The organism is Pedobacter sp. UYEF25 (genome assembly GCF_054061655.1).
On the sequence record NZ_JBSSEL010000002.1, the window covers coordinates 88,824 to 115,254 of the forward strand.

The window sequence follows — 26,431 nt, forward strand, 5'->3', positions numbered from 1 at the left end:
TGCCCAAACAAATTAAGTATGAAAATAAGAAATGAAACAAAAGTTGGCATCCTTGCAGCCTTTGCGATTGCCCTGCTCATTATTGGGTATAATTTTTTAAAAGGAAATTCTATATTTAGTAGTCAGACTACATTGTTTGCACGCTACAGCCGCGTAGACGGATTAACTGTTTCTAAGCCGATACTGATAAATGGATTTCAGATCGGAAGAGTTGCCAAATTACAGTTAGAACCAGGCGGAACTATTCTCGCCACTTTAAGCATTAATCAAAAATACGACATTCCGAAAAATAGCACCGCACGTTTAGAAGGAACAGATTTACTGGGCAGTAAAGCCATTGTGATGGAATTAGGAAATTCTAAAGACATGGCCGAAGACGGTTACGTATTAAATGCCAACGTAGAAAAAGGACTCATGGATCAAGTAGAGCCAGTGCAGAAGAAAGCTGAGCTTATTATCGGCAAGATGGATTCTATATTAACCAGCGTAAATTCAATTCTAAATCCAAACTTTCAAAAAAGCGTGGACAAGAGTTTCAATAGCATTGCCGGTACGCTCGCTTCTTTAGAGAATACGTCTAAAAACGTCGATAAGTTGGTTGGATCTGAAGGTTCTAGAATTCAAGCCATTTTTGCAAATGTGGAGAGTATAACCGCCAACTTAAACGATAACAACAAGAAAATATCAGACATATTAACCAACATTAATACTGTTACAGACAAGTTTGCTGCTGCAAACTTTAAGCAGACGTTAGACAACGCAAATAATGCAATTGCTGATTTACAATCTGTTATTACTGGTGTTAAAGACGGTAAAGGAAGTTTAGGACTTTTGCTAAACGACACTAAAATGTATGATAATTTAAATAGTGCTTCGAAAAACTTGGACGCATTAATTATTGATCTAAAAGAAAATCCAAAACGATATGTACACTTCTCCGTGTTTGGTGGCGGCGGTAGAGAAAAGTAAAAGAGTAACAGTGGAATTCCTTAAAGCTGAAAGGTTTTTCCTTCAATCACCAGTTCGGTATTTTCAAATACAGCCTTTGCTTCATCAAGCAAAGGCTGTAATGTTTTATATCTAGAAGAAAAGTGCCCAATCAATAGTTTTTTGACCTGATTTATCTTCGCAACTTGCCCAGCTTGTAGCGCTGTTGTATGATGCGTTTCATTCGCTCTATCTACTAACTCGTGCAAAAATGTAGCTTCGTGGTATAAATTATCGCAACCTTTTATGGTTGAAAAATAGCGTTCATCCATTAACGTATCGCTACAGTAAGCATAGCATCTGGACAGCTCAGGTTCTGTGGTAAAATCTAGAGATTTTAGAATCCTCCCATCTGGAAGCGTCACATCTTTTCCTTTTTTTAGCGCAGTGTAATAGGCAGTTGGCACTTGGTCTATTTTTTCTTTTATCATCTTTCTAGGCCGCAGTGTTTGTTGAAACAAAAATCCAGTACATGGAATGCGGTGATTTAAGATAATGGTCTTGACAATAAGATCGGAATTTTCAAAAATAGCCATCGATTGCTCTGCATTGCAGATGTGGAATTCTATAGGAAATCTAAGCATGGTGTCAGAATATTTAAACTGGAGTTCTAATATTTCTCGCAGACCTACGGGTCCAAAAATGTGCATCGTTTTAATTCTGCCATTTAAATGAAGCGTAGAGAGTAAACCAATTAACCCAAAATAGTGATCGCCATGAAGGTGTGTGATAAAAATGTGATCGATACGTGAAGCCTTAAGGTTAAAACGCAACAGTTGCACCTGAGTTCCTTCTCCACAATCAATTAAATAATATTTATCATTGCAGTTTAGCAATTGCGCCGATGGATTTCTATTAATCACTGGAGTTGCAGAATTACTGCCCAAAATAGTAACTTCAAATTTCATACTAAAAGTTCGTGAAAAGCCTCGTAGCTTTATAAAAACTACGAGGCCGTGATGTCAAAGTTATGGGCTTACTTTTATTTTTTCAAATCTTTTTCAAGATTGTCCATATAAACGAAATCTATTGCTTCTTCTACATTGCCTACAAAAACTATTGAGTTAAAAATTTTGGATAAAGCTATAATCGATTCGAGTTCTTCATTCACTCCAGCTACGACAAATAAACCTCCCGCCGACTTACAAAGTCTATCTCCAACCAATAAGGAACTCAAGTCTTGAGCGTCTTTACATTCAATAACGCTCGACAGGTCTACAATAATGTATTTAAATCCTTCTGCGTTAAGCATATACAATTCAGACTTCAATCCTGGAGCAATCTCATTCGTAAATCTCTCCTCCTTTAGCTCTAGCACTACATACTTCTCTTGCTTATCTACCGAAAACTTCATCCCACTAATTTAAAAAAATTAAATTGAATTAGTACTTCTGCAAGGCATCCAAAATATTTCTTTCTATTCTCTCGCTGATTGATTCAGTATTTACTTTTACGAACGCCTCCCCAACAATCTGTTCATAAAGTTCTATATATCTATCAGAAATTGAATTCACAACCTCTGCTGTCATCGTCGGAATGATTTGCCCATCCTTTCCTTGAAAATTATTTTCAATCAACCATTTTCTAACAAACTCCTTAGAAAGTTGTTTTTGAGGAAGGTCATTATCTTGTCTTTCCTCATACCCAGCCGTATAAAAATATCTAGAAGAATCTGGAGTGTGTATCTCATCAATTAAGTAAATTTTTCCGTCAGCTTTTCCAAATTCGTATTTGGTATCCACCAAAATTAATCCGCTTTTTGCGGCAATTTCTGTACCCCGCCGGTAGAGTGCATGTGTGTATTCCTCCAATTTATTATAATCGTTTATACTCACAATCCCTTTAGAAAGTAGGTCTGCCTTACTAATGTCTTCATCGTGTCCAACAGACGCTTTTGTGGTTGGGGTGATAATGGGTTTCGGCAATTTATCATTCTCTTTTAAGCCATCGGGCATTGATATGCCACAAATACTCCGTTTGCCTGTCTGATATTCTCGCCAAGCATGCCCTGCCAAATAACCCCTAATCACCATTTCCACTTTAAATGGTTCGCAAATGCGGCCAATTGTCACCATAGGGTGGCATACATTTAATACCCAGTTTGGCACGATGTCTTCGGTTGCTTTAAGAAACTTAGCAGCAATTTGATTGAGTACCTGACCCTTAAAAGGAATGGCTTCCGGCAACACCACATCGAAAGCTGATATTCGGTCAGAAACCACCATAACCATTATTTGATCGCTGATGGTATAAACGTCTCTAACCTTACCTTTATAAAAATTACTTTGATTTGGTAAACTAAAATGGGTTTCTTTTAAAGCCTTCATAAGCCTATAAAATTAGGAAAAAAAGTGAAAATAGACGCTAGATTTATTCAACATTTTGTCAGACGTGCTCCAATTAACAGGACTGCATCGACCTGAACGGCTAAAGCCAACATTGCGGATTAGAACCGCAGTGCTATAACCCAAGAAACATGATCAGATGGCCAAAATGCAAATAAAAACTGCTTTTCGATCTACCTTTTAGGCTAATAATTAGCAGTGTTCTTGCATATAAGATTGCTTATCATACGGTTGTCAAAAAAAAAATTATTGAATATCGCCATATGCTTTTAGAATGTCTTTAACCAACTTATGCCTAACTACATCTTCGCCAGTAAGGTAGATAATGTCTATTCCTTTTATCTCTTCTAATATACGAAGGGCATTGAAAAGCCCTGACATTTGTTTTTTTGGCAAATCTATCTGAGTGATGTCACCGGTAACGATAAATTTAGCGGTCGGTCCCATACGTGTTAAAAACATTTTTAGCTGCAGATCAGTTGCATTTTGTGCCTCATCAAGTATAACGAAACAGTTATCTAAAGTTCTACCGCGCATAAAAGCAAGCGGAGCTATTTCTATAGTTCTGTTTTCTATGTAAATTTTAAGTTTCTCCGCAGGGATCATATCATCCAAAGCGTCATAAAGGGGTCGTAGGTACGGGTCTATCTTCTCTTTAAGATCGCCAGGCAAAAAACCAAGATTTTCTCCAGCTTCTACCGCCGGTCGGGTTAAGATAATGCGCTTTATCTCCTTATTTTTTAACGCTCTAACGGCAAGTGCTACAGCAGTATATGTTTTCCCTGTGCCCGCTGGTCCAACTGCAAACAGAATATCGTTCTTTAAAATGCTGCCCACCATTTTTCGCTGATTAGGCGTGCGTGCTTTAATTAACAGTCCGTGGGTACCGAACACTATCACTTCACCGCCACCGTTTGCCGTCTCTAGTTGCGCTACTTTTGTTTGCGTGCTACCAATCTTCAAAATAGCCTCTACCTCATTTAAGGTTAGAGAACTGTATCGATCAAGTTGCGCCAAAAGCTGATTGAACTTATCTTCAAACTGCTTAAGTTCTGCATCATCGCCCAGAATCTTTACATCGGTTCCCCGTGCAACGATCTTAACTTTTGGAAACGCATTTTTTAGCATTTCATAATGTTCATTGTTCACGCCCCAAAAATGGGCTGCATTTACACTGTCTAGAGAGAGATTTTTTTCTGTCAAGTTGGAGTATTTTCTAAGTTTAGGGGCTTATATTAATTAAAATTTGGATATTTGCAACCGCTCAAGCACCAAGACAAGAATAAGGATAATTAATGAATTTTTAATGGGTATAATTACTTTAACTACAGATTTAGGCTCGAGAGATTTTTATCAGAGTGCGCTGAAGGGAAGTTTATTAAAAAATATGCCTACTGCTAACATTATAGACATTACGCACGATGTGCCGTCATTTAATATCTCTTATGCGGCTTTTGTTTTAAAAAATGCATACGTTTATTTTCCAAAAAACACTGTACATCTTATCGGAATCGACTCCGTATACAGTCAGCATACAAAATACATTGCACTAAAGTACCATGACCACTATTTCGTTGGGGCCGATAATGGTATTTTTTCTTTACTTTTTGATGGGGATCCTGAAATTATTGTCGAATTAAATATTCTACAAGATTTAAAATACTTACATTTTCCGTTAGTAGACATATTTGTTAAAGCAGCTACGCATTTGGCTAAAGGCGGCAAATTGATTGAAATCGGAGTGCCGATCTCCGATATGGAGGAGAAAACTCTGTTACAACCTGTTATAGAAAAAGATATGATTAGAGGTAGCGTTGTGTACATAGATACGTTTTGCAACGTAATTAGCAACATTACGAAAGATTTATTTACTAGGTTACAGAAAAATAGGGATTTTACGCTCTATTTTAAGAAAAGTGAAACAATTACACAGTTAAGCTGGCATTATAATGAAGTGCCTGAAGGCGAAAAACTTTGTCTTTTCGGCATTAGTAATCATTTAGAAATTGCGATAAATAAAGGAAAAGCGAGTGGTTTGTTAGGCCTACATTTAGGTGATATTTTACGAATTGAATTTCATTAATCAGGAAATCTAATATAACCTAAGCTACTTCAAATCTGGAATCATTTTACCGGGATTTAGTATACCATTAGGATCAAAAACTGCTTTTATTCTGCGCATTAAATCCAAATGCACTAATGAATATTTAATTGACATAAATTCTTTCTGCACCAATCCGATGCCATGCTCACCAGAAATGGTGCCGCCAAGGTCGGTGGTCAATTCAAATATTTCGCCTATTCCATGTTTTAAGTCGTTTTTCCACCCCTCGTCACTCATTCCTGCTTTGATAATATTTACGTGTAAATTTCCATCACCGGCATGTCCGTAACAAACGCTTTCGAAACCATATTTGGCACCAATTTCCTTTATTCCTTTAATCAATTTTGGCAGTGCGGCACGGGGCACTACCGTATCTTCTTCCTTGTAAATCGAATTTGCCTTCACAGATTCAGCCATGATTCTGCGCATGCGCCAAAGTTCATCCTTTTGCTGAGTTGTATCTGCAAACAGTACTTCTGTGCACTTTAGTTCTTCTAAAACCTCGTTTGCTTTTTCACAGTCTCTAAAAATTTCCTCTAAGTCATTTCCATCAAATTCTATCATAAGCAATGCTTCAACACCTACTTTCAAATCAAATTTAATGTCATCGAATTTAATTACCCATTCCACACCTTTCCTTTCCATAAACTCCATTGCAGATGGATTTAACCCCGCCTTAAAAATTGCAGAAACTGCTTCACAGGCGTCCTCATTTGTATTAAACGACCCCATCATAAGCACTGAATTCTTTGGCTTTGGCAACAACTTTGTAACTATTTTGGTTATCACAGCCAATGTTCCTTCAGACCCAATCATTAATTGCGTTAAATTGTATCCCGAAGCATATTTCAGGGTGTTGGCTCCTGTCCATAAAATATCTCCGTTCGCCAATACCACCTCTAAGTTCAAAATATACTCTCTAATCGTTCCATATTTAACAACTCTTGGCCCGCCAGATCCGTGGGCTACGTTACCGCCTATAAAACAAGACCCTTTACTACTAGGATCGACAGGATATAGTAACCCATAGCTAGCGACTGCATTGATGAATTCTTCTGTAATCACCCCAGGTTCTACAGTTGCCTGTAAGTTGTTTATATCTACCTCAATAATTTTTTTAAATTTCTCCATTGATAACGAAACACCACCGAAAATAGGCAATGCCCCTCCGCTTAAGCCTGTTCCAGCTCCCCGTGGGGTAACGGGTATATTATATGAGTTACAAATTTTTAGCAAAGCGGAAACCTGTTCAGTGGTATTTGGCTTAACCACAATTTCAGGTTTAAAATGTAAATCTTCAGTTTCGTCATGGCTGTAAATTTCCAAGTCTTCAGAGTCGGTAAAAACGGAGTCTTTACCGACAGCTTGTTTAATTTTTTCTAGAATTATAGCATCTATTTTCGTAAAATTCATAATTGGCTTTTTGCGGAGTAGTTTAATCTGACAAAAGAACATCCTACCTGTCCACGCATTAAAGGATTTAATTTCTTAATGCTCACAGAAGCTGCATTAATAAACGCGTATTTCGCAACAATTCTTGCCATTATACATTTTAAAACAGTCTCAAGTAATTTCTTCGTTTGCTCCATCTCCAACAGAATAATATCATTGAGTTCCTCATAATTGACGGTGGTTGAAAGTTCATCTTCGAAAGCTAGCGGGATAAAGTTGACTTCTAAATCTACGATAAAATGGCTTCCAAGAATCTGTTCTTCTGGATAAAACCCGTGGAAAGCAAATACTTTTACATCTTTAAGTGCCACTGTTTGCATACAATCGCGCATTAACTTATGATTCATATACCATAATATAAGTCTTTTTTAGGATAAATTTCAATAGCTTTAAGTCACAAAATTAAAACTTTTAAGCTAATTAAGTTAATTTGCTAACTTTGATTTCAATCGAAACTAAATCCGATATGAGTAGAAAAGACCTGTACGAAGCCCCTGATTATTACCTTTTGGATGAACTGTTAACAGACGAATACAAGCTCATTAGAGAAAGTGCTAGAAGCTGGGTAAAAAAGGAAGTGAGCCCAATTATTGAAGATTATGCCCAAAAAGCAGTATTTCCAAAACAGTTGATAAAGGGCCTAGCAGAAATTGGCGCTTTTGGACCAACTATCCCTGTAGAGTACGGCGGCGCAGGTTTAGATTATATTGCTTACGGCATTATTATGCAAGAGATTGAACGCGGAGATTCAGGCATACGTTCTGCGGCATCGGTTCAAGGTTCTTTGGTAATGTATCCTATTTTTACTTATGGAACGGAAGAACAAAGAAAGAAATTTTTACCAAAATTAGCGAGTGGTGAAATGATGGGCTGTTTTGGCCTTACAGAACCTGATCATGGCTCTAATCCCGGTGGGATGACCACCAATATTAAAGACGCGGGAAGCCATTATGTGTTGAATGGCGCAAAAATGTGGATCAGTAATTCTCCGTTTGCAGACATTGCCGTGGTATGGGCAAAAGATGAACAAGGCAAAATACGTGGGTTGATCGTAGAAAGAGGTATGGAAGGTTTTAGTACACCAGAAACCCACAATAAATGGAGTTTGCGCGCTTCAGCAACAGGAGAATTGGTGTTCGATAATGTAAAAATCCCGAAAGAAAATATATTTCCCGATGTTAGAGGATTAAAAGGGCCTTTAAGTTGTTTGAATCAAGCCAGATATGGGATAGCTTGGGGTGCACTGGGTGCTGCAATGGACTGTTATGATACTGCCTTAAGATATTCAAAAGAGAGAATACAATTTGGAAAACCGATTGGTGGCTTTCAGTTGCAACAGAAAAAATTAGCAGAAATGATTACAGAAATCACCAAAGGCCAATTGCTTGCGTGGCGTTTGGGTGTGTTAAAAAATGAAAACCGAGCGACGCCGGAGCAGATTAGCATGGCGAAAAGAAACAGTGTAGAAACAGCACTGAACATTTCAAGAGAGGCTAGACAAATGTTGGGCGGAATGGGCATCACGGGGGAATACCCAATTATGCGACATATGATGAACTTAGAATCTGTGGTCACCTATGAAGGAACGCATGACGTACATCTACTTATCACCGGGATGGATATAACAGGATTAAATGCTTTTGAATAGATACTGATTTTTAACATTAAAATTTCTGCAAAACTATCACAAACAAAAATTTAGACTAATCCGGGTCAACTTAAATCACCTGTCTCGAGAAATTTAGAAGGCTAACATTAGCTTCTAAATATTTATCATTAGAACTTGAAAATTACCTTAGATATAAATTTTCAAATAAATAGATGGCTTTAATTGAGTTTGCTCAAGTCGTACCTAATACAAGCCGCTAAAAGAAAACTTCACCTGCGTGGTTTGTTGTTTGCCAACTAGATTGTCTTCAAATTTTAAGCCTACAGTTAAATCTATCCAATCTGGATTACAGCTTCTTACCAAGCGTTCTTTTTGGACTCTTGTAAAGTGACTTACTATTTTAAATCTAGCAAGCGCCTGCGCCTCTGTTTTAAATTCCTCGAAATATACCAAACGGGTCAGTTGCTGGCCGTTATCAAAAAATAAATTAGGCATCTGTTTGTAAAAATCCAATGTTTTTGTCAAATCAGAACTCATGCCTACATGCATGCTTGTACGGTTTCTGTCGGTAACGATATAAACAAATTTTTTCATAAAAAAATAAAGACTAAAATTTTTAACTAAACTATTTAGTAAGCAACCTTGCTAATTAAAATAATATTGCTAACTTTATTGGCATAAAATTACTAATTATTTTAGTATTAACAAATTTATTTTAACTTTTATTTTTATGTCGAACATAGCCAACAACCTTAAGTATTTAAGGAAAAAAAAGGGCCTTACACAGCAGAATTTCGCAGATGAGATGGAAATTAAGCGATCGCTGATTGGCGCATACGAGGAAGACCGAGCAGAACCAAAATATGAATTACTAAAAAAAATAGCAGACTATTTTGAGCTGTCTATAGATGAATTTATTAATGAAAAGATAAGCGATTCTTGGAAAGCGAAAACCAAGAGTAATGGATCCAATTTAAGGGTGTTAAGTGTTTCTGTAGATAGTAATGATAAAGAAAACATAGAACTTGTGCCGGTAAAAGCCAGCGCGGGCTACCTTAACGGTTATGCAGATCCAGAATACATTAGCGATTTGCCAAAATTCCAGCTCCCCATTGCGGCGTTGAGACAAGGTACTTACCGCGCATTTGAAATTATGGGAGATAGTATGTTACCCGTACAACCGGGCAGCGTCATTATTGGCGAATACCTGGACAATTGGTCTGACGTAAAGACTGGAGATACCTATATAGTAGTAAGTAAAAGTGAAGGTGTTGTATATAAGAGAGCTGGGAATAAGTTTAAGGACACAAAAGAGTTAAAATTAATCTCCGACAATAAGATATATGACCCGTATGCAATTGCTGCAGAAGATATCCTAGAAATCTGGAAAGCTAAAGCGTACATTTCTACGTCCCTACCAGAACCGGCGCCAGACCCAACGATGGAGACCCTAACGCAGATGATGGCTCAAATGCAAAAATCTATCTCACAATTAAATAGAATTTAACAACTTTTAACAGTCGTAGATTAAACCGTGGGGCAGTTTTTCCATCTATTAGGTAAATTAAATAGATAAAATATGAAAAATATAATGTTAACAGCGGTACTTGCAATGGTTGGATTTGGTGGGGCTTTTGCACAAACTTCAATTGATAATAAGTCGCCAAAAAGCGCTAAATATACTATTGAGCAACGCGCTCAAAAAGCAACGGATGAGTTGGATAAAAAATTAATGTTAACACCAGATCAGAAAGCAAAGATTTACCAAGTTGAGTTGAGCAAGCTCAACAAATCGAAAGATTTAATGACTCAAAATCTTGATAAAGAAGTCAAAAAATCCCAATTAAAGGAAATGAATAAAGCATCAAAAAAGGCGATGTACGGTGTTTTAACGAGCGATCAACAAAAAAAGCTTAAAGAAATAAAGAGCGAAAGAAAAGAAAAAATGGCGGGAAAACACAAAAGAGGCATCAAAAATAAATCAACCCCTTTAGTATCAAATCCGTCTGCACAGAATTAATAAACTGTAACGTCATTTTATATTAAAAATAGAAAAAGCATTCCAATAGTAGGAATGCTTTTTCTATTTTTGATCGATGATTTTATCAACCGAAATCGATCTTGTACTGAACGGACGCTTAGAAAAAAGACGGAAGGACGGCTCATTGAGAAGCTTAAAGAGTTATGAAACCCTGTCCATTAATAATGGGTCAGCAAGGAGCAGCATGATAGATTTTTGTTCTAATGATTACCTCGGCTTTGCAAAATCAGCGGAGCTAAAAAAACTCATATTAATTGAGTTAAATAGATTTCCAAATTGCCCAAACGGCTCTGGGGGCTCTCGGCTGCTCACTGGCAATACCAGTTACACGGAAGAAGTTGAACAGTTTGTCGCAGATTACCACGCTGCTCCTTCTGGACTACTTTTTAACTCAGGCTACGATGCAAATATAGGGTTACTCTCTAGCGTACCACAACGAGGTGACACTATCATTAGCGACGAATTGAATCACGCAAGTTTGATAGATGGATGCCGCTTAAGCTTGGCTCGAAGGTTTAAATTTAAACATAATAGTCTAGAGAATTTAGAGGAGAAGCTGCAATTATCTTGTGGAAATATATTTGTGGTAGTGGAAAGTGTTTATTCTATGGATGGAGATTTAGCTCCTCTATTGGAAATATCTTCTCTTTGTGAAAAATACAATGCAAATTTAATAGTAGATGAGGCGCACGCCACGGGAGTTTTCGGCAGTAATGGAGAAGGTTTAGTTGCGCATTTAAACTTAGAAAAAAATGTGTTCGCCAGAATCGTAACGTTTGGGAAAGCCTTGGGAACACATGGGGCTATCGTTTTGGGGAGCCACAATCTTAGGGAATATTTGGTAAATTTTGCGCGATCATTTATTTACACAACCGCTCCACCAATTAATCATACCGTAGCTATAAAAGCAGCCTATTTGCTGTTATCAAAAACTTCCGCACAGAAACTTCATCATAATATTTCCTTATTTCAACAGCTGGCCATAAAATTTAATCTACCTGTATTAAAAAGCAGCAGTGCTATACACGGCGTTCTTTTTTCTGCAAATAACACGGCTAAATCAGCGGCAGAAATTTTACAACACAACGGTTTTGATGCTCGGGCTATTTTAAGTCCAACCGTTCCTTTAGGAAAAGAAAGAATTAGGATTTGCATACATGATTTCAATACAGAGGAAGAAATAATTGCAATTATAGCACACTTAAAAATAATTTTACATGAATAGATATTTTGTTTCAGGCATCAGCACAGGCATTGGCAAAACTTTAGTTAGCGCAATTTTAACCGAAAAACTAAACGCTGATTACTGGAAACCTATTCAATCTGGCGATTTGGAAAACAGCGACAGTAAAACAATACGATCGCTTATTTCAAACAAAACGACCGTGATACACCCAGAAACGTATCTACTTACTCAGCCTTTCTCCCCACATCTATCCGCTGAAAAAGATGGAATCCGTATCGAATTGGGAAAAATCTTAATCCCTGCAACGACCAACGATTTGATAGTAGAAGGCGCAGGTGGTCTAATGGTTCCCTTAAATAATAATGAGTTAATTATCGACCTCATTAAAAAATTAAAGTTGGAGACCATATTGATTTCAGAAAATTACCTCGGCAGCATAAACCATACACTTTTGTCGCTCGCGATGTTAAAACTTTATAATATTCCGGTTAAAGGAATCATCTTTAACGGCACAGAAAACCGCGATACACAAAAATATATTTTAAACTATACAGGAGTAAATCTGTTAGGTTTAATACCAAAAATAAATAATATAAATAAGCAAACCGTGATAGATAGTGCAGCATTTATTAAATTTTAATAAGTTATGTGATGTCTTTAATGAAACATCAAGAATTTTTGCTAAAAGCTTTTTAGGGCACATTAGGTTATGTTAATAACTAACTAAATGGGCAAAAAATTACATAGCATTATTAATTAAACACGTTTCTATTACCTAATTTGCGGGGCAAATACTGAAATTATGGACGATAAAAAGCAGTCAGAAAAAAACAATATCCTATCTATTGATATCGGCGGAAGCAGCATAAAAGCAGTCTTATTGAGTGAGTCTGGAAAAATGTTATCTGAATACATAAAGAGTAAGACGCCGACTGAGGCCGAACCGGAAAATGTTTTGGAAGTAATTCTTGAACTTATAAAAACCATCGAAAATACTTACGATCGGGTTTCGATCGGTTTTCCCGGCTACGTGAAGTATGGCGTAGTAAAAACTGCGCCTAATTTGGCGAGTAAAAAGTGGGAAGACGTGCCTTTTGGACAAATGGTTGCTAATAAATTACAAAAATCGGTTAGATTAGTAAACGATGCTGATCAGCAAGGACTCGGTGTTGTAGATGGAAAAGGGTTCGAAATTGTGTTTACAGTAGGAACAGGTTTCGGCACAGCATTATTATTCGATGGCGACCTGCTTCCCCATTTAGAGCTTGCCCATTTTCCTAAAAATAAAAGAAAAGATTACGACGACTACATCGGCGACGGTGCCTTTAACAAAAAAGGCAAAGAAAGATGGAATAGGCGGTTGAAAAAAATAATTGAAATTTATAAAACAGTTTTCAATTATGATGCTTTATACATTGGCGGCGGTAATTCTAAAGAGATAACTTTCGAGTTGGAAGATAATATCAGATTAGTATCTAATAGAGACGGCATAAAAGGTGGAGCAAAACTTTGGCAACAGAGCGATAAATTTCAAATTAAAACCTTAAACCCAGAACATTAGTAAACGATAGGTTTTGCTGCTAGCAACCTTATGATAAAACAAATAAAATGTCAGAAAGTAATTTAAAAAAATATAAGCTAGGGATGATTGGCTTGGGTACAATGGGTAGAAACTTATTGTTAAATATGGCCGATAAGGGCTTTTCCGTAACCGGGTATGATAAGGATAAAAAGATGATCGACAAACTGGAAGAGGAAGGCAAAGCGCATCATCTTACAGGGTTTATGGATATAAAAGAGTTTGTAAATAGCCTTAGTAGCCCACGAATTTTGGTTTTATTGGTCCCCGCAGGACCCATTGTGGATAGCGTGATAGCAGAGCTTAAACCTCTTTTAAGCAAAGATGATTTAATTATCGACAGCGGGAACTCTCACTTTACCGATACCAATAGAAGGGTGACAGAATTGAGCAAAGACGGACTTCATTTTTTTGGAATGGGTATATCAGGTGGCGAGGAAGGCGCAAGGTTTGGGCCAAGTATGATGCCAGGAGGCGATCGAAATGCATATAATGATGTAGCAGAGATATTGGAAGCTACCGCTGCCAAAGTAAAAGGCGAACCCTGCGTAACTTATTTGGGCCCGGGTGCTTCTGGACATTTTGTAAAAATGGTTCATAACGGAATAGAATATGCCATTATGGAACTAATAGCCGAAACTTATGACATCCTGAAAAATGGTTTGAGAAAATCAAATGCTGAAATAAGCGAAATTTTTAAAGTCTGGAATGAAGGCAAACTTCAGTCTTTTTTAATAGAGATTACAAGTGAAATTTTTCTTTTTAAGGATAAGAATACCGGAGTTGACCTATTAGACCACATTAAAGATGAGGCAAAGGCGAAAGGAACAGGAAAATGGACTTCCCAAGTTTCAATGGATATTCAATTACCTATCCCAACTATCAATGAAGCGGTATCTAATAGGGATTTATCAAAATTTAAGGATTTGAGAATGCAGTTAAGTAAAACCTTTCCCAAGTCACATGACAAATTTGATCTGAGTTTAGAAGAACTTGAAAGCGCATTGTATTTCGCAATGATTAGTGCCTATGCGCAAGGAATGCATTTGCTGGTACAGGCGTCGAGAGAATATGAGTACGACTTAAAAATGCAAGATATCGCGAAGATTTGGCGAGGTGGCTGTATTATACGTGCAGCATTCTTAGAAGATATTTACAAAGCATTTGAAACAGACCATGAATTGGAGCATTTGTTTTTAGATGAACCGATACAAAAGATTATTAAAAAGGAACTTGATGCTGCTCGGAAAACAACCATAACAAGCCTAAAAGCTGGTCTTGGAATGGCCGCATTTGCAAGCACGCTTACCTATTTTGACACACTGACTACAGGAGAGATGCCATCAAATCTAATTCAAGCACAGAGAGATTTCTTTGGCGCGCATACTTTCGAAAGAAATGATGAAAAGGGCGTTTTCCATGCAGATTGGAACAAGGTAAGCGAGTAGAATAAACGAGTTTTTGTATTATTGCAAAAAAAAATAGAAAATGAAATCAAGTACCGTATTAAACCCCACCATATTTGTGATTTTTGGTGGTACAGGTGATTTAAATAAGAGGAAACTAGCACCCGCTTTATATAACCTTTTTACAGAAGGTTATATGCCGAAAAAATTTGCGGTAATTGGGACTGGCAGAACAGAGTTCATAGATCAAACGTTTAAAGAGGAATTAAAAAACGCAGTAAATGAATTTTCTAGAACTGGTAAGGTAGATAAGGAAAAATGGGACGATTTTGCAAAAACCATTCACTACACCCCTACCGATTTCACAAAACCAAAAACCTTTGAAACCTTAAAATTAGCTGTAGAAAAGTATCAAAAAGAGTTTGGTAAGGCAACGCAAGTAATTTATTATTTAGCCGTTGCCCCAAAATTCTTTTCCATGACGGCAGAGTTCTTACATAAATATAAGCTTACCGAAGATGAGGACAATAGCAGAATAGTTGTTGAAAAACCGTTTGGTCATGATTTAGAATCTGCGAAGGAATTAAACAAGTTATTAGGTTGCATTTTTACCGAAAAGCAGATATATCGCATAGATCATTACCTTGGGAAAGAGACGGTTCAAAACATGATGGCCTTTAGATTTGCCAATGCGTTGTTCGAACCCCTTTGGAACCGATCTTACATCGATCATGTTCAAATTTCGGTCACCGAACAATTGGGGGTAGAAGATAGAGGAGGCTATTATGAAGGGGCAGGCGCTCTTAGAGATATGATTCAAAACCACTTGCTGCAATTGCTTTGTTTAGTAGGTATGGAGGCGCCGATTAAATTTGATGCGGACGAGCTTAGGGATAGAAAAGTGGAAGTTCTGAAAGCTATTAGGCCGTTTTCTACTGAGAACGTCAGATTTAACGCAGTAAGAGGGCAATACGGGAAAGGTTGGGTAGAGGGAAAAGAGGTGCCAAGTTACAGACACGAAAGCAGTGTGGATGAACATTCTAATACAGAGACTTTCGCAGCTATAAAATTCTATATCGACAATTGGAGATGGCAAGGCGTACCTTTCTATTTAAGGACAGGGAAGAGATTAAATCAGACATCATCTTTAATTACTATTCAATTTAGGGATGTTCCGCATCAAATTTTTGCACCGGATGTGGCTGAAAATTGGCAGCAAAACCGTTTAATTATTAGCATCCAGCCAGAAATGAGTATTCGAATGCAAATGCAAGCAAAAAGACCTGGCGTCGACATGGTTTTAAACCCGGTGGACATGGTTTTTGATTACAAAGGAACGTATGAAACTGATACACCGGAAGCATATGAAACGCTTTTGTTAGACGTAATGATGGGCGATCAGACTTTGTTTATGCGTGGAGATCAGGTTGAGGCAGCCTGGGAACTGGTTATGCCGATTTTGAATGCTTGGGAAAGCAAACAATCTATCAATTTTCCAAATTACCCTGCTGACAGTTGGGGCCCAGAAGAAGCTGAAGCATTAATTGCTAGAGATGGTTTCCATTGGTATAACTTACCTTTAAAAGAACAGAAATAAACTTTCAATGCCTTAATTAAACGAATTCGGTTTTAAACCACCGAGTTTGTTTTAATCTTAATACGGTGAAAAGCATTCATCGTTAAAAAAAAATAAAATGAATTTACTCATTTATAAATCTGTTGATGTGCTTAACAGGGCACTTGCGGATCACATTATAAAAATAGCAAATCAAGCGATTGAGGAGAAAGGATCCTTTAACTTTGTGCTTACTGGAGGCAATTCTCCCAAAGAACTATATAGGATTCTATCGGTTGAATACAAGGATAAAATAGATTGGACTAAGGTATATTTTTTCTTTGGGGACGAGCGAAACGTCTCTGCGGATAGCAGGGATTATAACGGAGGTATGGCTAAAAAGAACCTATTCAATAATTTAAATACCGCATCAAATCATATATTCTATGTCGATACCACATTAAGTCCAAAAGAGGCCGCCTCGGCTTATAAGGCGTCAATCGATACTTATTTTGGTGGAAATAACATTATTTTCGATCTCATTTTATTGGGCATGGGAGATGATGGTCACACCGCATCTATTTTTCCTCACACCTCACTTGTAAAAGATAAGACAATCAATGTAACCTCTGTATTTGTAGAAAAATTAGATGCTTATAGAATTAGTTTTACCGCGCCATTGATTAATGAAGCAGAAAACGTTGCTTTCTTAGTGTTCGGTGAAGGCAAAGCTTCGGCGCTTAAACACGTAACCACAGATAAGGAAAGGGATGTGAATATGTATCCCTCACAATTAATCGATCCAACCATAGGCAACTTAACTTGGTTTGTTGATGAAGAGGCAGCATCACTTCTTTAAGAAAAATAACTCGGATTGCCGTTCACATTCTGTTCCATGAGCAGTTTTATTATTCCATCGGCCAATCCCACATTTGGTACGTAAATTTTTTGGATATTCGCCACGTTCATTAAGGCGAGATAGATTTCCGCTGCCGGAATAATCACATCTGCCCTATCTAAGTTTAACCCAAATTCTAAAATTCTTTGTTCAAAAGACAAAATACGGAGTTGATCGTAAACAGCCGTAAGCTTTTTTAATGAGAGCGGACTACCGGCCTTCTCGTTACTTATTTTAAAAAGTTTATTGATGTTGCCACCTGTGCCAATTGCATTTAACTGTTTAACATCTTTACAATGCTTAGTAACCCAACTTTTCATCTGCGACCAAGCTTCCTTTTTGCCCTGACCGTCTAGCAATCTTATAGTCCCGATATCAAAAGATTGTGAGGCTCCAAAACTGCCCTTAACAAAGACGGAAAGTTCTGTGCTCCCGCCGCCTACATCAATGTATAGATATTGTTTATTTTGGTCTATTTCTCTCTCGATATGATTCGCATATATAATATCTGCTTCTCTTTCGCCGCCAATTATTTCTAGCTTTATGCCACTTTCTTCATGTATTAAACGAACTAAATCTTGTCCATTTTCTGCTTCTCTCATGGCAGATGTTCCACAAGCTAAATAGTCAGAAACTTGATAAACATCCATTAAATTTTTAAAGGCCGCCATGGTTTTCACCAACGCTTTGGTTTTGTCAACACCTATTTTTTTATACAAAAATGAGTCTTCACCAAGCCGAACAGGCACACGGATAAAAGTATTTTTTTTGTATTTCAATTCCTTTCCGTCAATCGTTATATCAGCAATAAGTAATCGCACTGCATTAGATCCCACGTCTATCGCCCCATATCTAGTCATTGTTGTTATAACTTATTCTTTAAATAACTGTAAATATCCACTTGTGCTCTTGTTTTCTTAGCAAGTCTATTTCTTCTATATTTATTAGTATTTGGGCCATTTATTATGCGCGCTTTTACGTTATCGGCAAGTTGAATGTCCAAAATATCCTGTATCTCCTTTTTTACATCGTTATCCAAAATTGGAAATCCAACTTCTACCCTGTGGTCAATATTCCTGGTCATTAAATCGGCAGAAGACAAAAACATATCTCGTTTATCCCCGACTCCAAAAATATACACTCGGGCATGTTCTAAAAATCTATCTATAATACTTATTGCTGTGATATTCTCACTAAAGCCTTTAACGCCAGGCACCAGACAACAAATACCTCTTACAATTAAATCTATTTTAACTCCAGCATTGCTCGCTTTATAAAGCTTATCAATAATATCTTCATCTGCTAAACTGTTAACTTTTAAAAAAATATAAGCCGCTTTACCGGTTTTCGCAACTCTTATTTCTCTATTTATAAAATTGGTCAACTTGGATCGCATCTCCAAAGGCGAAATAATCAAATGCTTAAAGCCCTTTGAAACTGTTTTTCTATTTAGCGTATCAAAAAGCTTCACTAAATCTTTGGTAATTTGTTTTTTTGCAGTAAACAAACTGTGATCGCAATATATCCCAGCAGTTTTTTCATTAAAATTTCCTGTTGCCAAATTAGCATAATAAACAGGTTTTTCTTTTTCTATGCGCTTAACCAAACAAATTTTAGAGTGCACTTTGTAATCCGTCAAGCCATAATTCACCTTTACGCCTCCTTCCATCAGTCTACTGGTCCAGAAAATGTTGGCTTGCTCATCAAATCGAGCTTTCAATTCTAATAATACTGATACAGCTTTTCCATTTTTTGCAGCATTAATAAGGGCGTTAATAACTTTTGAATTTTCGGCCAAACGATAAAGTGTAATTTGAATTTCCACAACCTTGGGATCTATCGCCGCTTCCCTCAGAAATAAGATAATATAGTCATAACTCTGATATGGCAAATTTACAAGATAATCTTTAACTGCAATTTTGGTAAAAACACTTTGAGTTCGGTGAAGTCCTTCCACCTTTAGTGGCACATTTGCCGAATATTCTAAATCTCTTGAGCCAGGATTTGGAAATGCAATAAAATCGCCAAATTTATGATATCTGTTTCCTGGCAGCAAGTATTCCGCTTCGATTTTCAGTTTCGCTATTAATACGTTAAGCATATCTAAAGGCATTGCAGAATCATAAAGTAACCGCATTGGTTTCCCCTTTTTACGCTTTTCCAAGCTACTTTTTAATTCGTCTATAAATTTATCGCTAACGGTCTTGTCTAAATCTAATTCCGCATCTCTAGTCAATTGAATTGTATAAGCCTCGACGGTGTCATAAGTAAAAACATAAAAAATATCGTCTAAACAATACTTAATAATGTCTTCTAATAAAATGATGAATTTAAGTTCATTGGTTTCGGGCAGCACCAAAAACCGAGATAAATTTTTTGGAATTTCTATCAGCGCAAATCGCTCTTTAAGCTTTAGCTCTGTACGAGATAATTTTACGAAAAAATATAAATTTCTATCTTTAAGCTCCGGGAAAGGCTTATCCATATCAATCATAATAGGCACTAAATTGGAGAGAATTTTATCTCTGAAGTGATTTACGACAAATTCCCCTCGACTTACATTTAACTGCGTATCGTTTAAAATAAAAATCTTGTTTTGAGCCAAACCATTTATCAATGTTGCCTGAAAAAGCTGATCAAACTTTTTTTCTTGTCTTACAACGATATTTTTAATTTCGTTTAACGTTTTTTTAGGATTAAAACCTAAAAGCGCCTTAGCCTTGACATTTAAGTTGGTTAGCCTCCCAAGGGTAGCAACCCGAACTCGATAAAACTCTTCCAGGTTCGAAGAGTATATAGATAAAAACTTAATCCGCTCAATTAACGGAACAGTTTCATCTGCGGCCTCTTGCAATACGCGCTCATTAAAGTATAACCAGCTGATTTCTCTATTTACAAACGGGATATGTTTTTTGCTCATTTACCACACACAAGTACAAACTTCTTTGAGGCTTAAACTACCTACAAAAAAGCAAATTAATACCAACTACAGAATCATCAAAAATCGAACTATGTAAGCTACTTTTTTGATGTTGGTGCGGCTTTAGGTTTACGCACCACAGTTGACTTATTTGTAGCTATTTTTTTTTCAACTTTAGATGCATCTTCATTTTTTTCAACTTTAACTGTTGATGCAGGCCTTCCCGGTTTTCTTTTCGGCGGTTCAGAACCAGCCACGTCAGACTTTTTTAATTCTATAATTGCTTTCTTTGCGTTTGCCCCGATCGTAGAATTTCTTCGAGAAACTTTTTTAGCTACAGGCGCTAACACCTTCTTATCTAATGTTTTTTTAACAGTATCAGAAGTGTTTTTAATCATCGAACCCAACTTTTTTGCAGTTTTAATGGGAGTTTCAATTTTTTGCGCAACATTTAATTTTGGACCAGATGGTTTTTGATTGCCTTGAGGCGATGTTTTTAGTTTGTTACTCGACGATTTTGTAGAACCTACTGTCGCATTTTTTGCAGAAGGGATCCCTTGGCTTTTTGCTACATTTGATTTGATGGCAACGTCTTTCTGTGCGACAAAATTTCCAGAACTGATTTGTTTGTCCTTTTTGCCTTTTTCTTTTTGAGCTGCTTCAGATTTATTACCTTTTTTCTTCTTCTTATTTGAATTAGAAGATTTGGTAGCCTTAACTTCGGTGGAATCAGTTGTCGAATCTTCACCGCCAGGGGTCAACACATTTTTCATAGTTTTAGAGAGCTTCCGAGTCAACCGTTTGCTCATCTTTATAATTTCTTCGCTTACATCAACTACGTCGTGTCCAAGGCCTCTCACAAGTTCAAAAAGCTTTTCACGTAGCGATTCTTCCAAATGCGCAGCCATCTTTTTCGGAGAACCTTTAGTTTGATTTTTTCGTTTATCGTTTTTCATCTTATTTTTCGTTTGTTTGTACTTTTATTTAATCACTAAATCTACTATTTTTTAATCAATCTTCACAAACCATGCCTTCATTTGATATCGTAAGTAAAGTTGATACCCAAACGCTAGACAATGCAATCAACAACGCAAAGAAAGAAATCTTAAACAGATATGATTTCAATGGGTCTAAAAGCAGTATTGAGCTAGACAAAAAAAACAATGCGATCACAATCGTCACGGAAGACGATATGCGACTTAAAGCCATTCAAGATGCCATAATCTCTAGAATGATGAAACAAGGCATAGACCCAAAAAGTTTAGATTTTGATGAAGATTATCAGTCTTCGGGCAATATGATCAGGAAAGAAATAACTGTTAAGCAAGGTTTGGATAAGGAAGCCGCAAAAAAGTTAGTGGCGAAAATAAAATCCAGCGGACTGAAAGTACAAGCTTCAATAATGGATGACCAAGTGCGGGTTGATGCGAAAAAAATAGACGATCTGCAGGCGGTGATTAGCTTATGCAAGGCGGAAAATTTCGAGCAACCACTTCAATTTATAAACATGCGAAATTAATTCTTAGTTTTGTGAAAAATGCTGGTTGCAACTTTTTGGAGTTTATCGTAGTTAATCTCGAAAAAGAAAATATATTAGCGTTTAGTAAAAAAGAATTTTTAGAGATATGGCTAAACTGTTGATTATTGATGATGAGCGCGCAATTCGAAGTACTTTAAGAGAGATATTAGAATATGAAAGCTACGAAGTAGAGGACATCGATAATGGAATCGACGGATTAGAACTGATAAAAAAAGAAAATTTTGATCTTGTTCTATGCGACATTAAGATGAACAAGATGGATGGATTGGAAGTGCTGGAGCAAGCGTTAGCAATTAAACCAGACTTACCTTTCATCATGATTTCTGGCCACGGAACGGTTGAAACCGCTATTGATGCCAGTAAAAAAGGAGCGTTTGACTTTATATCTAAACCGCCAGATTTAAATCGATTGCTTATTACCGTTCGCAATGCACTAGACCGCGGCACTCTAGTTACCGAAACTAAAGTATTAAAGCGTAAGGCAAGTAAAACACGCGAAATTTTGGGCGAATCTGACGCCATAAATAAAATAAAAGAAACCATAGATAGAGTTGCCCCTACCGAAGCTCGAGTTTTAATAACAGGAGCAAATGGTAGTGGAAAAGAACTTGTAGCTAGGTGGTTGCACGAAAAATCCAATCGTGCGGAAAATACCTTAATCGAGGTCAATTGCGCTGCCATTCCTTCGGAATTGATAGAGAGCGAGCTTTTTGGCCACGAAAAGGGATCTTTCACCTCAGCTGTAAAGCAACGAATCGGAAAATTTGAGTTGGCTAATGGTGGAACTTTATTTTTGGATGAGATTGGGGACATGAGTCTGTCTGCACAGGCAAAAGTACTTAGAGCACTGCAAGAACAAAAAATAACGAGGGTAGGCGGTGAAAAGGAAATTGAAGTAAATGTTCGAATCATAGCTGCAACAAACAAAGATTTAATGCAGGAAATCGAAAATGGCAACTTCCGTATGGATCTTTACCACAGATTAAATGTAATTAACATTCACGTGCCGCATTTAACCGAACGAACCGAAGACATCCCTATTATCGCACAAAACTTCGCAGCATCTATTTGTAGTGATTATGGCATGCCGTTAAAAAAAATAAACGAGTCAGGGATGAATGCGCTTAAGCAATTGCCTTGGACAGGCAATGTTAGAGAGTTACACAACATGATTGAACGCTTAATTATATTAAGTGACAAGGTAATTACAGAACAAGAGGTTCGTGCATTTGCAAATCCAAACGGAGGTACAAATGTGGGTACTACTTTTAGCAGCGCCATAACTTCTGGCGCGGTCAACACAATCAACTTAGACAATTTTAGTAATTTCCAAGAATATAAGGATACGGCAGAGCGCGACTTTATAAAATTTAAGCTCGAAAAGAACAATTGGAATGTGTCTAAAACGGCCGATGAGATAGAAATTCAACGAAGCCATTTGTACAGTAAGATCGAGAAATTTAGTCTAAAAAGAAACGATTAATCTTTTTAATAAAGTGCACTCAAATTCTATACATAATCTGCACTACGCATCAAAAATGCTCTGTATTTACTAAAAATAGATGTTTTGGAAACAAACCCAACATAAATATTCTCTTTGGTTACCACAGGTAGTATCCAAACGTTGTCTTGTTCCATTTTCTTTAAAACTAGTTTCACGTCATCCTCCTCATGAATAACAGACGTTGCAGGATGCACCAAGTAATTAGCTGTTAAGGTGTTCTTTTCCGGATTGCTCATCATCTCATTAAATAATTCCTCGACATAAATAATGCCCTTAAAATCTCCCCTTTGATCGGTAACTGCGCAAATATTTTTATGAGATTGCACAACCTCATTCATCTTACTCATCAACAAATCATTAACTTGTAACTGAATGTAAGTTTTCTCAATTAAATACCTCAACCTCATCTGGTTTAGCACAGTAGTGTCTTTATCTTCAGGCGAAGAAAGTTCCCCCTTATCTGCCAAAGCCTTTGTGTAGATAGAATTTTGCTGCGTACCTTTGTTAATCATATAAGAAATTGCGGATGTAATCATTAAAGGAACCATAAGCACGTAACCACCGGTAATTTCTGCGATAAGAAATATGCCTGTTAAAGGTGCGTGCATAATTGCGCTTAACGCGGCAGCCATACCAGCAACAATAAAGTTTGGCACATTTAGGTGGGCTAAACCCGTAAGATTAACAGTAAAAGCAAAAATGAAACCTATTAATCCGCCCATTACCAAACTTGGCGCAAAGATACCCCCATTTCCACCAGCCCCGAGCGTAACCAATGCGGCCACTGATTTTGCAAAAATGGTAACAACAGTAAACAAAATTATTACCCAGGGAATAGCATTGTATGACGAAAAAATACTATTATCTATAACAGCTAAAAAATTCCCTCTCAATAAGCTTTTAATGGTAATATACCCTTCTCCGTACAAGGTTGGAAACAGAAAAACCATTGCACCGAGCAACAAACCCCCAATAATAACTTTTTTGTATGGATGGTTTATTTTGTAAAAAAACTCCTTTACCGCATAGTTTGCCTTTGTAAAATAGATCGAAAACAGTCCAATTAAAATGGCAAGCAGGACGTAATAGAACAATGCATTTATTTCCCATCCTTCTGTAACGAGATAGAAAAGTTGTTGAGAGTAGAATAGTCTTGCAACTACTGATGCTGTTGCTGCTGAAAGCAATAAAGGAATAAAAGCGGGGATGCTAATTTCAGGCAAAAGCACCTCGATTGCGAAAATTATTCCGGCAATAGGACTGTTAAAAGCTCCGGCAATACCTGCTGCTGCGCCGCAAGCTAAAAGCATTGTAATTTCCTTGTAAGACAAGCCCAAATATCTACCTAAAGAAGATCCAATCGCTGATCCGCTTGTTACGATGGGCGATTCTAGGCCGACGGAACCACCGAATGCAACAGTAATGGCAGAGGTAATGATTTGCGAATAGATGTTGTGCGAGTCTACCCGACTAGATTTTTTAGAAATGGAATACAATAATGGAGTTAAACCTGTTTCAAACTTACTCTTTTTTATAAAACGCTTCACATAAGCCACAGATAAAAACAAACCTATGAGCGGAAAGAATAGGTAAAGAAAATATTTATATTTCCAATGCCAGTCAGACTGTAAAAACTCTTCTATATTATGGGTTAAACTCTTTAATAACGCTGCTGCGAGCCCTGCGAGAATACCAACCAAAATGGCAAGAATAATCAAAAAATTACGATTTGAAATTTTTTCCTTTCTAAAATGATTTAAGGTATCAAGATAATTTACAAATCGGATATACATTCTTTTACTTATTTAAAACTTACGGGCAATTGTTGTAAACTTAAGTAAAACCAACAGCAACTTCACTACGAACATGCGCTAAGAATCAAACTTATCTAACAATTTAATAAGCGTTTCCATATCTTTTGGGTAAGGCGCTGTTATCTCTATAACTTCTCCTGCAACACCTTTAAAAACAATATTTCTTGCATGTAAGGCGAACCGTTTAATAATGGGCTGTTCTTCTTCGTTTTTGCTCAACCTATAACCGCGTTTTATTTCAGATAAAAACAGAGGCTTTCCTTTATATAGGTCGTCACCAACAATTACGGCACGTTGAGTTGCCAAATGAATCCTAATTTGATGCATTCGCCCGCTAATTGGCTTGCAAGAAACCAAGGTAAAATGCTTAAAATATTTTAACGAATTAAAAATTGTCTCCGCCTTTTTCCCTTCTTCTCTGTCAATTCTAACCTTGTTATTTCCATCATTTAAAATTGGCAAATCAACACTCAGTTGATCAAAAACAACATGTCCTTCTACCACTGCGTGATAGGTTTTATCCACTTTTCTCCGCTCAAACTGCATGGAAACTGTGCGGTAAGCGTCTGGAGTTTTAGCGATAATTAACGCTCCGGAAGTTTCTTTATCCAAACGGTGACAGATTTGTGCGTCACCCCAATAGTTTTTGGCAAGCCTTAAAAGGTTTATTTCTCCAACAGCGCCACGCTCATCTAAAGATGCAAGAAATGGGGGTTTATTTACGACAATAATATCGTTATTTTCAAAAAGGATAAAGGATTCGAATTTCGGAAACTTCAATAGAAAAACTGTTTATTTTGCGCAAAAGTACTAATAATTTCCAATCTAATAGGCTAGGTCTAACCTGTTTATTTTAAAAATTAAAAGCTTTTTTAAAGATGATCATCAAAACAAGCTTAGATTTAGTAATAGATGCAACAATATTTAAACTAGCTAGGCAGAATTAAAATTTCTTAACTCGCCGTCGAGAAATTCACCCTTTCTTTGGGTTGCGATGCTAAAAAATCGATGGTTAATTTAGCGTTTTAAGAAAAATAGCATACAGGCCTTTACTGCTTCGAAACTTAAAGGCTTTTATCGCTCAGTAGAAATAAGGTTCTATCATAGTAATGTCACCGTTTATAAAATTGCTTTGTCATATTAAATGCCTAAATTCGAATCAATCAAGATAAGCGTCATGCCAAATCCATTAACCTACTTAAACCAGTTGGGAAGCCAAATGGCACTATATAATAACCAAAATGCTTATATGCAGCTTTTCAAATTGTTATTCCCCACTTTATTTAAATTTAGTTTATGTGTGTTAAATTCAAGGGAATTGGCGAAGGAAGTAGCTAGTGATTTAATGATTTCGCTTTAGAGAAATCGATAAAAATTGCATCAAGTAGAGAATATGAAGGTTTATGCTTTTGTAATTGCACGCAATCTTTCTTTAAATAATACTTTTAAAAGTAAAAAATATAAATTGATCTCGATAGAAGACATTCAGAT

25 protein-coding genes are annotated in these 26,431 nt (G+C 36.8%); 13 read left to right on the forward strand and 12 right to left on the reverse strand.

Features of this window, described 5'->3' with window-relative positions; translation table 11 throughout:
• Nucleotides 1-18 precede the first annotated feature (18 nt).
• A complete protein-coding gene (locus ACVWYG_RS02425) occupies nucleotides 19-969 on the forward strand; it encodes an MlaD family protein (RefSeq protein ID WP_457268536.1) in 951 nt (316 codons plus the stop codon).
• A 20-nt stretch (nucleotides 970-989) separates the two neighbouring features.
• Here ACVWYG_RS02425 and ACVWYG_RS02430 read toward each other — a convergent pair whose 3' ends face one another.
• The 4 genes from ACVWYG_RS02430 to ACVWYG_RS02445 form a co-directional block, all read right to left on the reverse strand.
• Nucleotides 990-1,895: a ribonuclease Z gene (locus ACVWYG_RS02430; RefSeq protein ID WP_457268537.1), complete on the reverse strand. Its 906-nt coding sequence runs from the start codon at nucleotides 1,893-1,895 to the stop codon at nucleotides 990-992.
• Nucleotides 1,896-1,969: 74 nt separating this feature from the next.
• Nucleotides 1,970-2,341: an STAS domain-containing protein gene (locus ACVWYG_RS02435; protein WP_457268538.1), complete on the reverse strand. Its 372-nt coding sequence runs from the start codon at nucleotides 2,339-2,341 to the stop codon at nucleotides 1,970-1,972.
• Between the two features lie 28 nt (nucleotides 2,342-2,369).
• Nucleotides 2,370-3,314 carry a phosphoribosylaminoimidazolesuccinocarboxamide synthase gene (locus ACVWYG_RS02440; RefSeq protein ID WP_457268539.1) on the reverse strand — a complete coding sequence of 315 codons (945 nt, stop codon included), beginning with the start codon at nucleotides 3,312-3,314 and terminating at the stop codon, nucleotides 2,370-2,372.
• A 264-nt stretch (nucleotides 3,315-3,578) separates the two neighbouring features.
• Nucleotides 3,579-4,535, reverse strand: a complete 957-nt coding sequence (locus ACVWYG_RS02445) for a PhoH family protein (protein ID WP_457268540.1) — start codon at nucleotides 4,533-4,535, stop codon at nucleotides 3,579-3,581.
• Between the two features lie 103 nt (nucleotides 4,536-4,638).
• Here ACVWYG_RS02445 and ACVWYG_RS02450 point away from each other — a divergent pair, with 103 nt between their 5' ends.
• Complete coding sequence (locus ACVWYG_RS02450; RefSeq protein WP_457268541.1) at nucleotides 4,639-5,415, forward strand: SAM hydrolase/SAM-dependent halogenase family protein; 777 nt, start codon at nucleotides 4,639-4,641, stop codon at nucleotides 5,413-5,415.
• 24 nt (nucleotides 5,416-5,439) lie between these two features.
• Here the strand turns inward: ACVWYG_RS02450 and ACVWYG_RS02455 are convergent, their stop codons facing one another.
• Together ACVWYG_RS02455 and ACVWYG_RS02460 are read right to left on the reverse strand one after the other, a co-directional pair.
• Nucleotides 5,440-6,849: an FAD-binding oxidoreductase gene (locus tag ACVWYG_RS02455; protein WP_457268542.1), complete on the reverse strand. Its 1,410-nt coding sequence runs from the start codon at nucleotides 6,847-6,849 to the stop codon at nucleotides 5,440-5,442.
• Nucleotides 6,846-7,235 carry a dihydroneopterin aldolase gene (locus ACVWYG_RS02460; RefSeq protein WP_457268543.1) on the reverse strand — a complete coding sequence of 130 codons (390 nt, stop codon included), beginning with the start codon at nucleotides 7,233-7,235 and terminating at the stop codon, nucleotides 6,846-6,848. The genes ACVWYG_RS02455 and ACVWYG_RS02460 overlap by 4 nt, the downstream gene beginning before the upstream one ends.
• Nucleotides 7,236-7,354: 119 nt before the next feature.
• Here ACVWYG_RS02460 and ACVWYG_RS02465 point away from each other — a divergent pair, with 119 nt between their 5' ends.
• Nucleotides 7,355-8,536 (forward strand): acyl-CoA dehydrogenase family protein, encoded by a 1,182-nt coding sequence (locus tag ACVWYG_RS02465; RefSeq protein WP_457268544.1) that lies wholly within the window; start codon nucleotides 7,355-7,357, stop codon nucleotides 8,534-8,536.
• Nucleotides 8,537-8,740: 204 nt separating this feature from the next.
• Here ACVWYG_RS02465 and ACVWYG_RS02470 read toward each other — a convergent pair whose 3' ends face one another.
• Nucleotides 8,741-9,091 (reverse strand): GIY-YIG nuclease family protein, encoded by a 351-nt coding sequence (locus ACVWYG_RS02470; protein ID WP_457268545.1) that lies wholly within the window; start codon nucleotides 9,089-9,091, stop codon nucleotides 8,741-8,743.
• 136 nt (nucleotides 9,092-9,227) lie between these two features.
• Between ACVWYG_RS02470 and ACVWYG_RS02475 the strand changes: the two genes are divergently transcribed.
• The 8 genes from ACVWYG_RS02475 to pgl all read left to right on the forward strand — a co-directional run bounded on the left by ACVWYG_RS02475 (nucleotide 9,228) and on the right by pgl (nucleotide 17,123).
• A complete protein-coding gene (locus ACVWYG_RS02475; protein ID WP_457268546.1) occupies nucleotides 9,228-10,004 on the forward strand; it encodes an XRE family transcriptional regulator in 777 nt (258 codons plus the stop codon).
• Between the two features lie 72 nt (nucleotides 10,005-10,076).
• A complete protein-coding gene (locus ACVWYG_RS02480; protein ID WP_457268547.1) occupies nucleotides 10,077-10,517 on the forward strand; it encodes a hypothetical protein in 441 nt (146 codons plus the stop codon).
• Between the two features lie 76 nt (nucleotides 10,518-10,593).
• Nucleotides 10,594-11,763, forward strand: coding sequence for an aminotransferase class I/II-fold pyridoxal phosphate-dependent enzyme (locus ACVWYG_RS02485; RefSeq protein WP_457268548.1), 1,170 nt, complete (start codon nucleotides 10,594-10,596; stop codon nucleotides 11,761-11,763).
• Nucleotides 11,756-12,364, forward strand: coding sequence for a dethiobiotin synthase (gene bioD, locus ACVWYG_RS02490; RefSeq protein ID WP_457268549.1), 609 nt, complete (start codon nucleotides 11,756-11,758; stop codon nucleotides 12,362-12,364). Before ACVWYG_RS02485 ends, bioD begins: the two co-directional genes overlap by 8 nt.
• Nucleotides 12,365-12,526: 162 nt before the next feature.
• On the forward strand, nucleotides 12,527-13,285 hold the full coding sequence (locus ACVWYG_RS02495) for an ROK family protein (RefSeq protein ID WP_457268550.1): 759 nt from the start codon (nucleotides 12,527-12,529) through the stop codon (nucleotides 13,283-13,285).
• Between the two features lie 47 nt (nucleotides 13,286-13,332).
• Nucleotides 13,333-14,751 carry an NADP-dependent phosphogluconate dehydrogenase gene (gndA, locus tag ACVWYG_RS02500; protein ID WP_457268551.1) on the forward strand — a complete coding sequence of 473 codons (1,419 nt, stop codon included), beginning with the start codon at nucleotides 13,333-13,335 and terminating at the stop codon, nucleotides 14,749-14,751.
• A 40-nt stretch (nucleotides 14,752-14,791) separates the two neighbouring features.
• Nucleotides 14,792-16,306, forward strand: coding sequence for a glucose-6-phosphate dehydrogenase (zwf, locus tag ACVWYG_RS02505; RefSeq protein ID WP_457268552.1), 1,515 nt, complete (start codon nucleotides 14,792-14,794; stop codon nucleotides 16,304-16,306).
• Nucleotides 16,307-16,403: 97 nt separating this feature from the next.
• Complete coding sequence (gene pgl / locus ACVWYG_RS02510; protein ID WP_457268553.1) at nucleotides 16,404-17,123, forward strand: 6-phosphogluconolactonase; 720 nt, start codon at nucleotides 16,404-16,406, stop codon at nucleotides 17,121-17,123.
• On the opposite strand, the gene ACVWYG_RS02515 is transcribed toward pgl, so the two are convergent.
• From ACVWYG_RS02515 to ACVWYG_RS02525, 3 genes are all read right to left on the reverse strand, one after another.
• Nucleotides 17,120-18,022, reverse strand: a complete 903-nt coding sequence (locus ACVWYG_RS02515) for a Ppx/GppA phosphatase family protein (protein WP_457268554.1) — start codon at nucleotides 18,020-18,022, stop codon at nucleotides 17,120-17,122. The genes pgl and ACVWYG_RS02515 overlap by 4 nt on opposite strands.
• Before the next feature lie 5 nt (nucleotides 18,023-18,027).
• Nucleotides 18,028-20,082, reverse strand: a complete 2,055-nt coding sequence (gene ppk1 / locus ACVWYG_RS02520; protein WP_457268555.1) for a polyphosphate kinase 1 — start codon at nucleotides 20,080-20,082, stop codon at nucleotides 18,028-18,030.
• A gap of 98 nt (nucleotides 20,083-20,180) precedes the next feature.
• On the reverse strand, nucleotides 20,181-21,038 hold the full coding sequence (locus tag ACVWYG_RS02525; RefSeq protein ID WP_457268556.1) for a hypothetical protein: 858 nt from the start codon (nucleotides 21,036-21,038) through the stop codon (nucleotides 20,181-20,183).
• 71 nt (nucleotides 21,039-21,109) lie between these two features.
• Here ACVWYG_RS02525 and ACVWYG_RS02530 point away from each other — a divergent pair, with 71 nt between their 5' ends.
• Complete coding sequence (locus tag ACVWYG_RS02530) at nucleotides 21,110-21,601, forward strand: YajQ family cyclic di-GMP-binding protein (protein ID WP_457268557.1); 492 nt, start codon at nucleotides 21,110-21,112, stop codon at nucleotides 21,599-21,601.
• Between the two features lie 106 nt (nucleotides 21,602-21,707).
• Nucleotides 21,708-23,105 carry a sigma-54-dependent transcriptional regulator gene (locus ACVWYG_RS02535; protein WP_457268558.1) on the forward strand — a complete coding sequence of 466 codons (1,398 nt, stop codon included), beginning with the start codon at nucleotides 21,708-21,710 and terminating at the stop codon, nucleotides 23,103-23,105.
• A 26-nt stretch (nucleotides 23,106-23,131) separates the two neighbouring features.
• On the opposite strand, the gene ACVWYG_RS02540 is transcribed toward ACVWYG_RS02535, so the two are convergent.
• Together ACVWYG_RS02540 and ACVWYG_RS02545 are read right to left on the reverse strand one after the other, a co-directional pair.
• Nucleotides 23,132-24,919, reverse strand: coding sequence for a chloride channel protein (locus tag ACVWYG_RS02540; protein WP_457268559.1), 1,788 nt, complete (start codon nucleotides 24,917-24,919; stop codon nucleotides 23,132-23,134).
• Between the two features lie 78 nt (nucleotides 24,920-24,997).
• Nucleotides 24,998-25,720, reverse strand: a complete 723-nt coding sequence (locus ACVWYG_RS02545; RefSeq protein WP_457268560.1) for an RluA family pseudouridine synthase — start codon at nucleotides 25,718-25,720, stop codon at nucleotides 24,998-25,000.
• Nucleotides 25,721-26,431 lie beyond the last annotated feature (711 nt).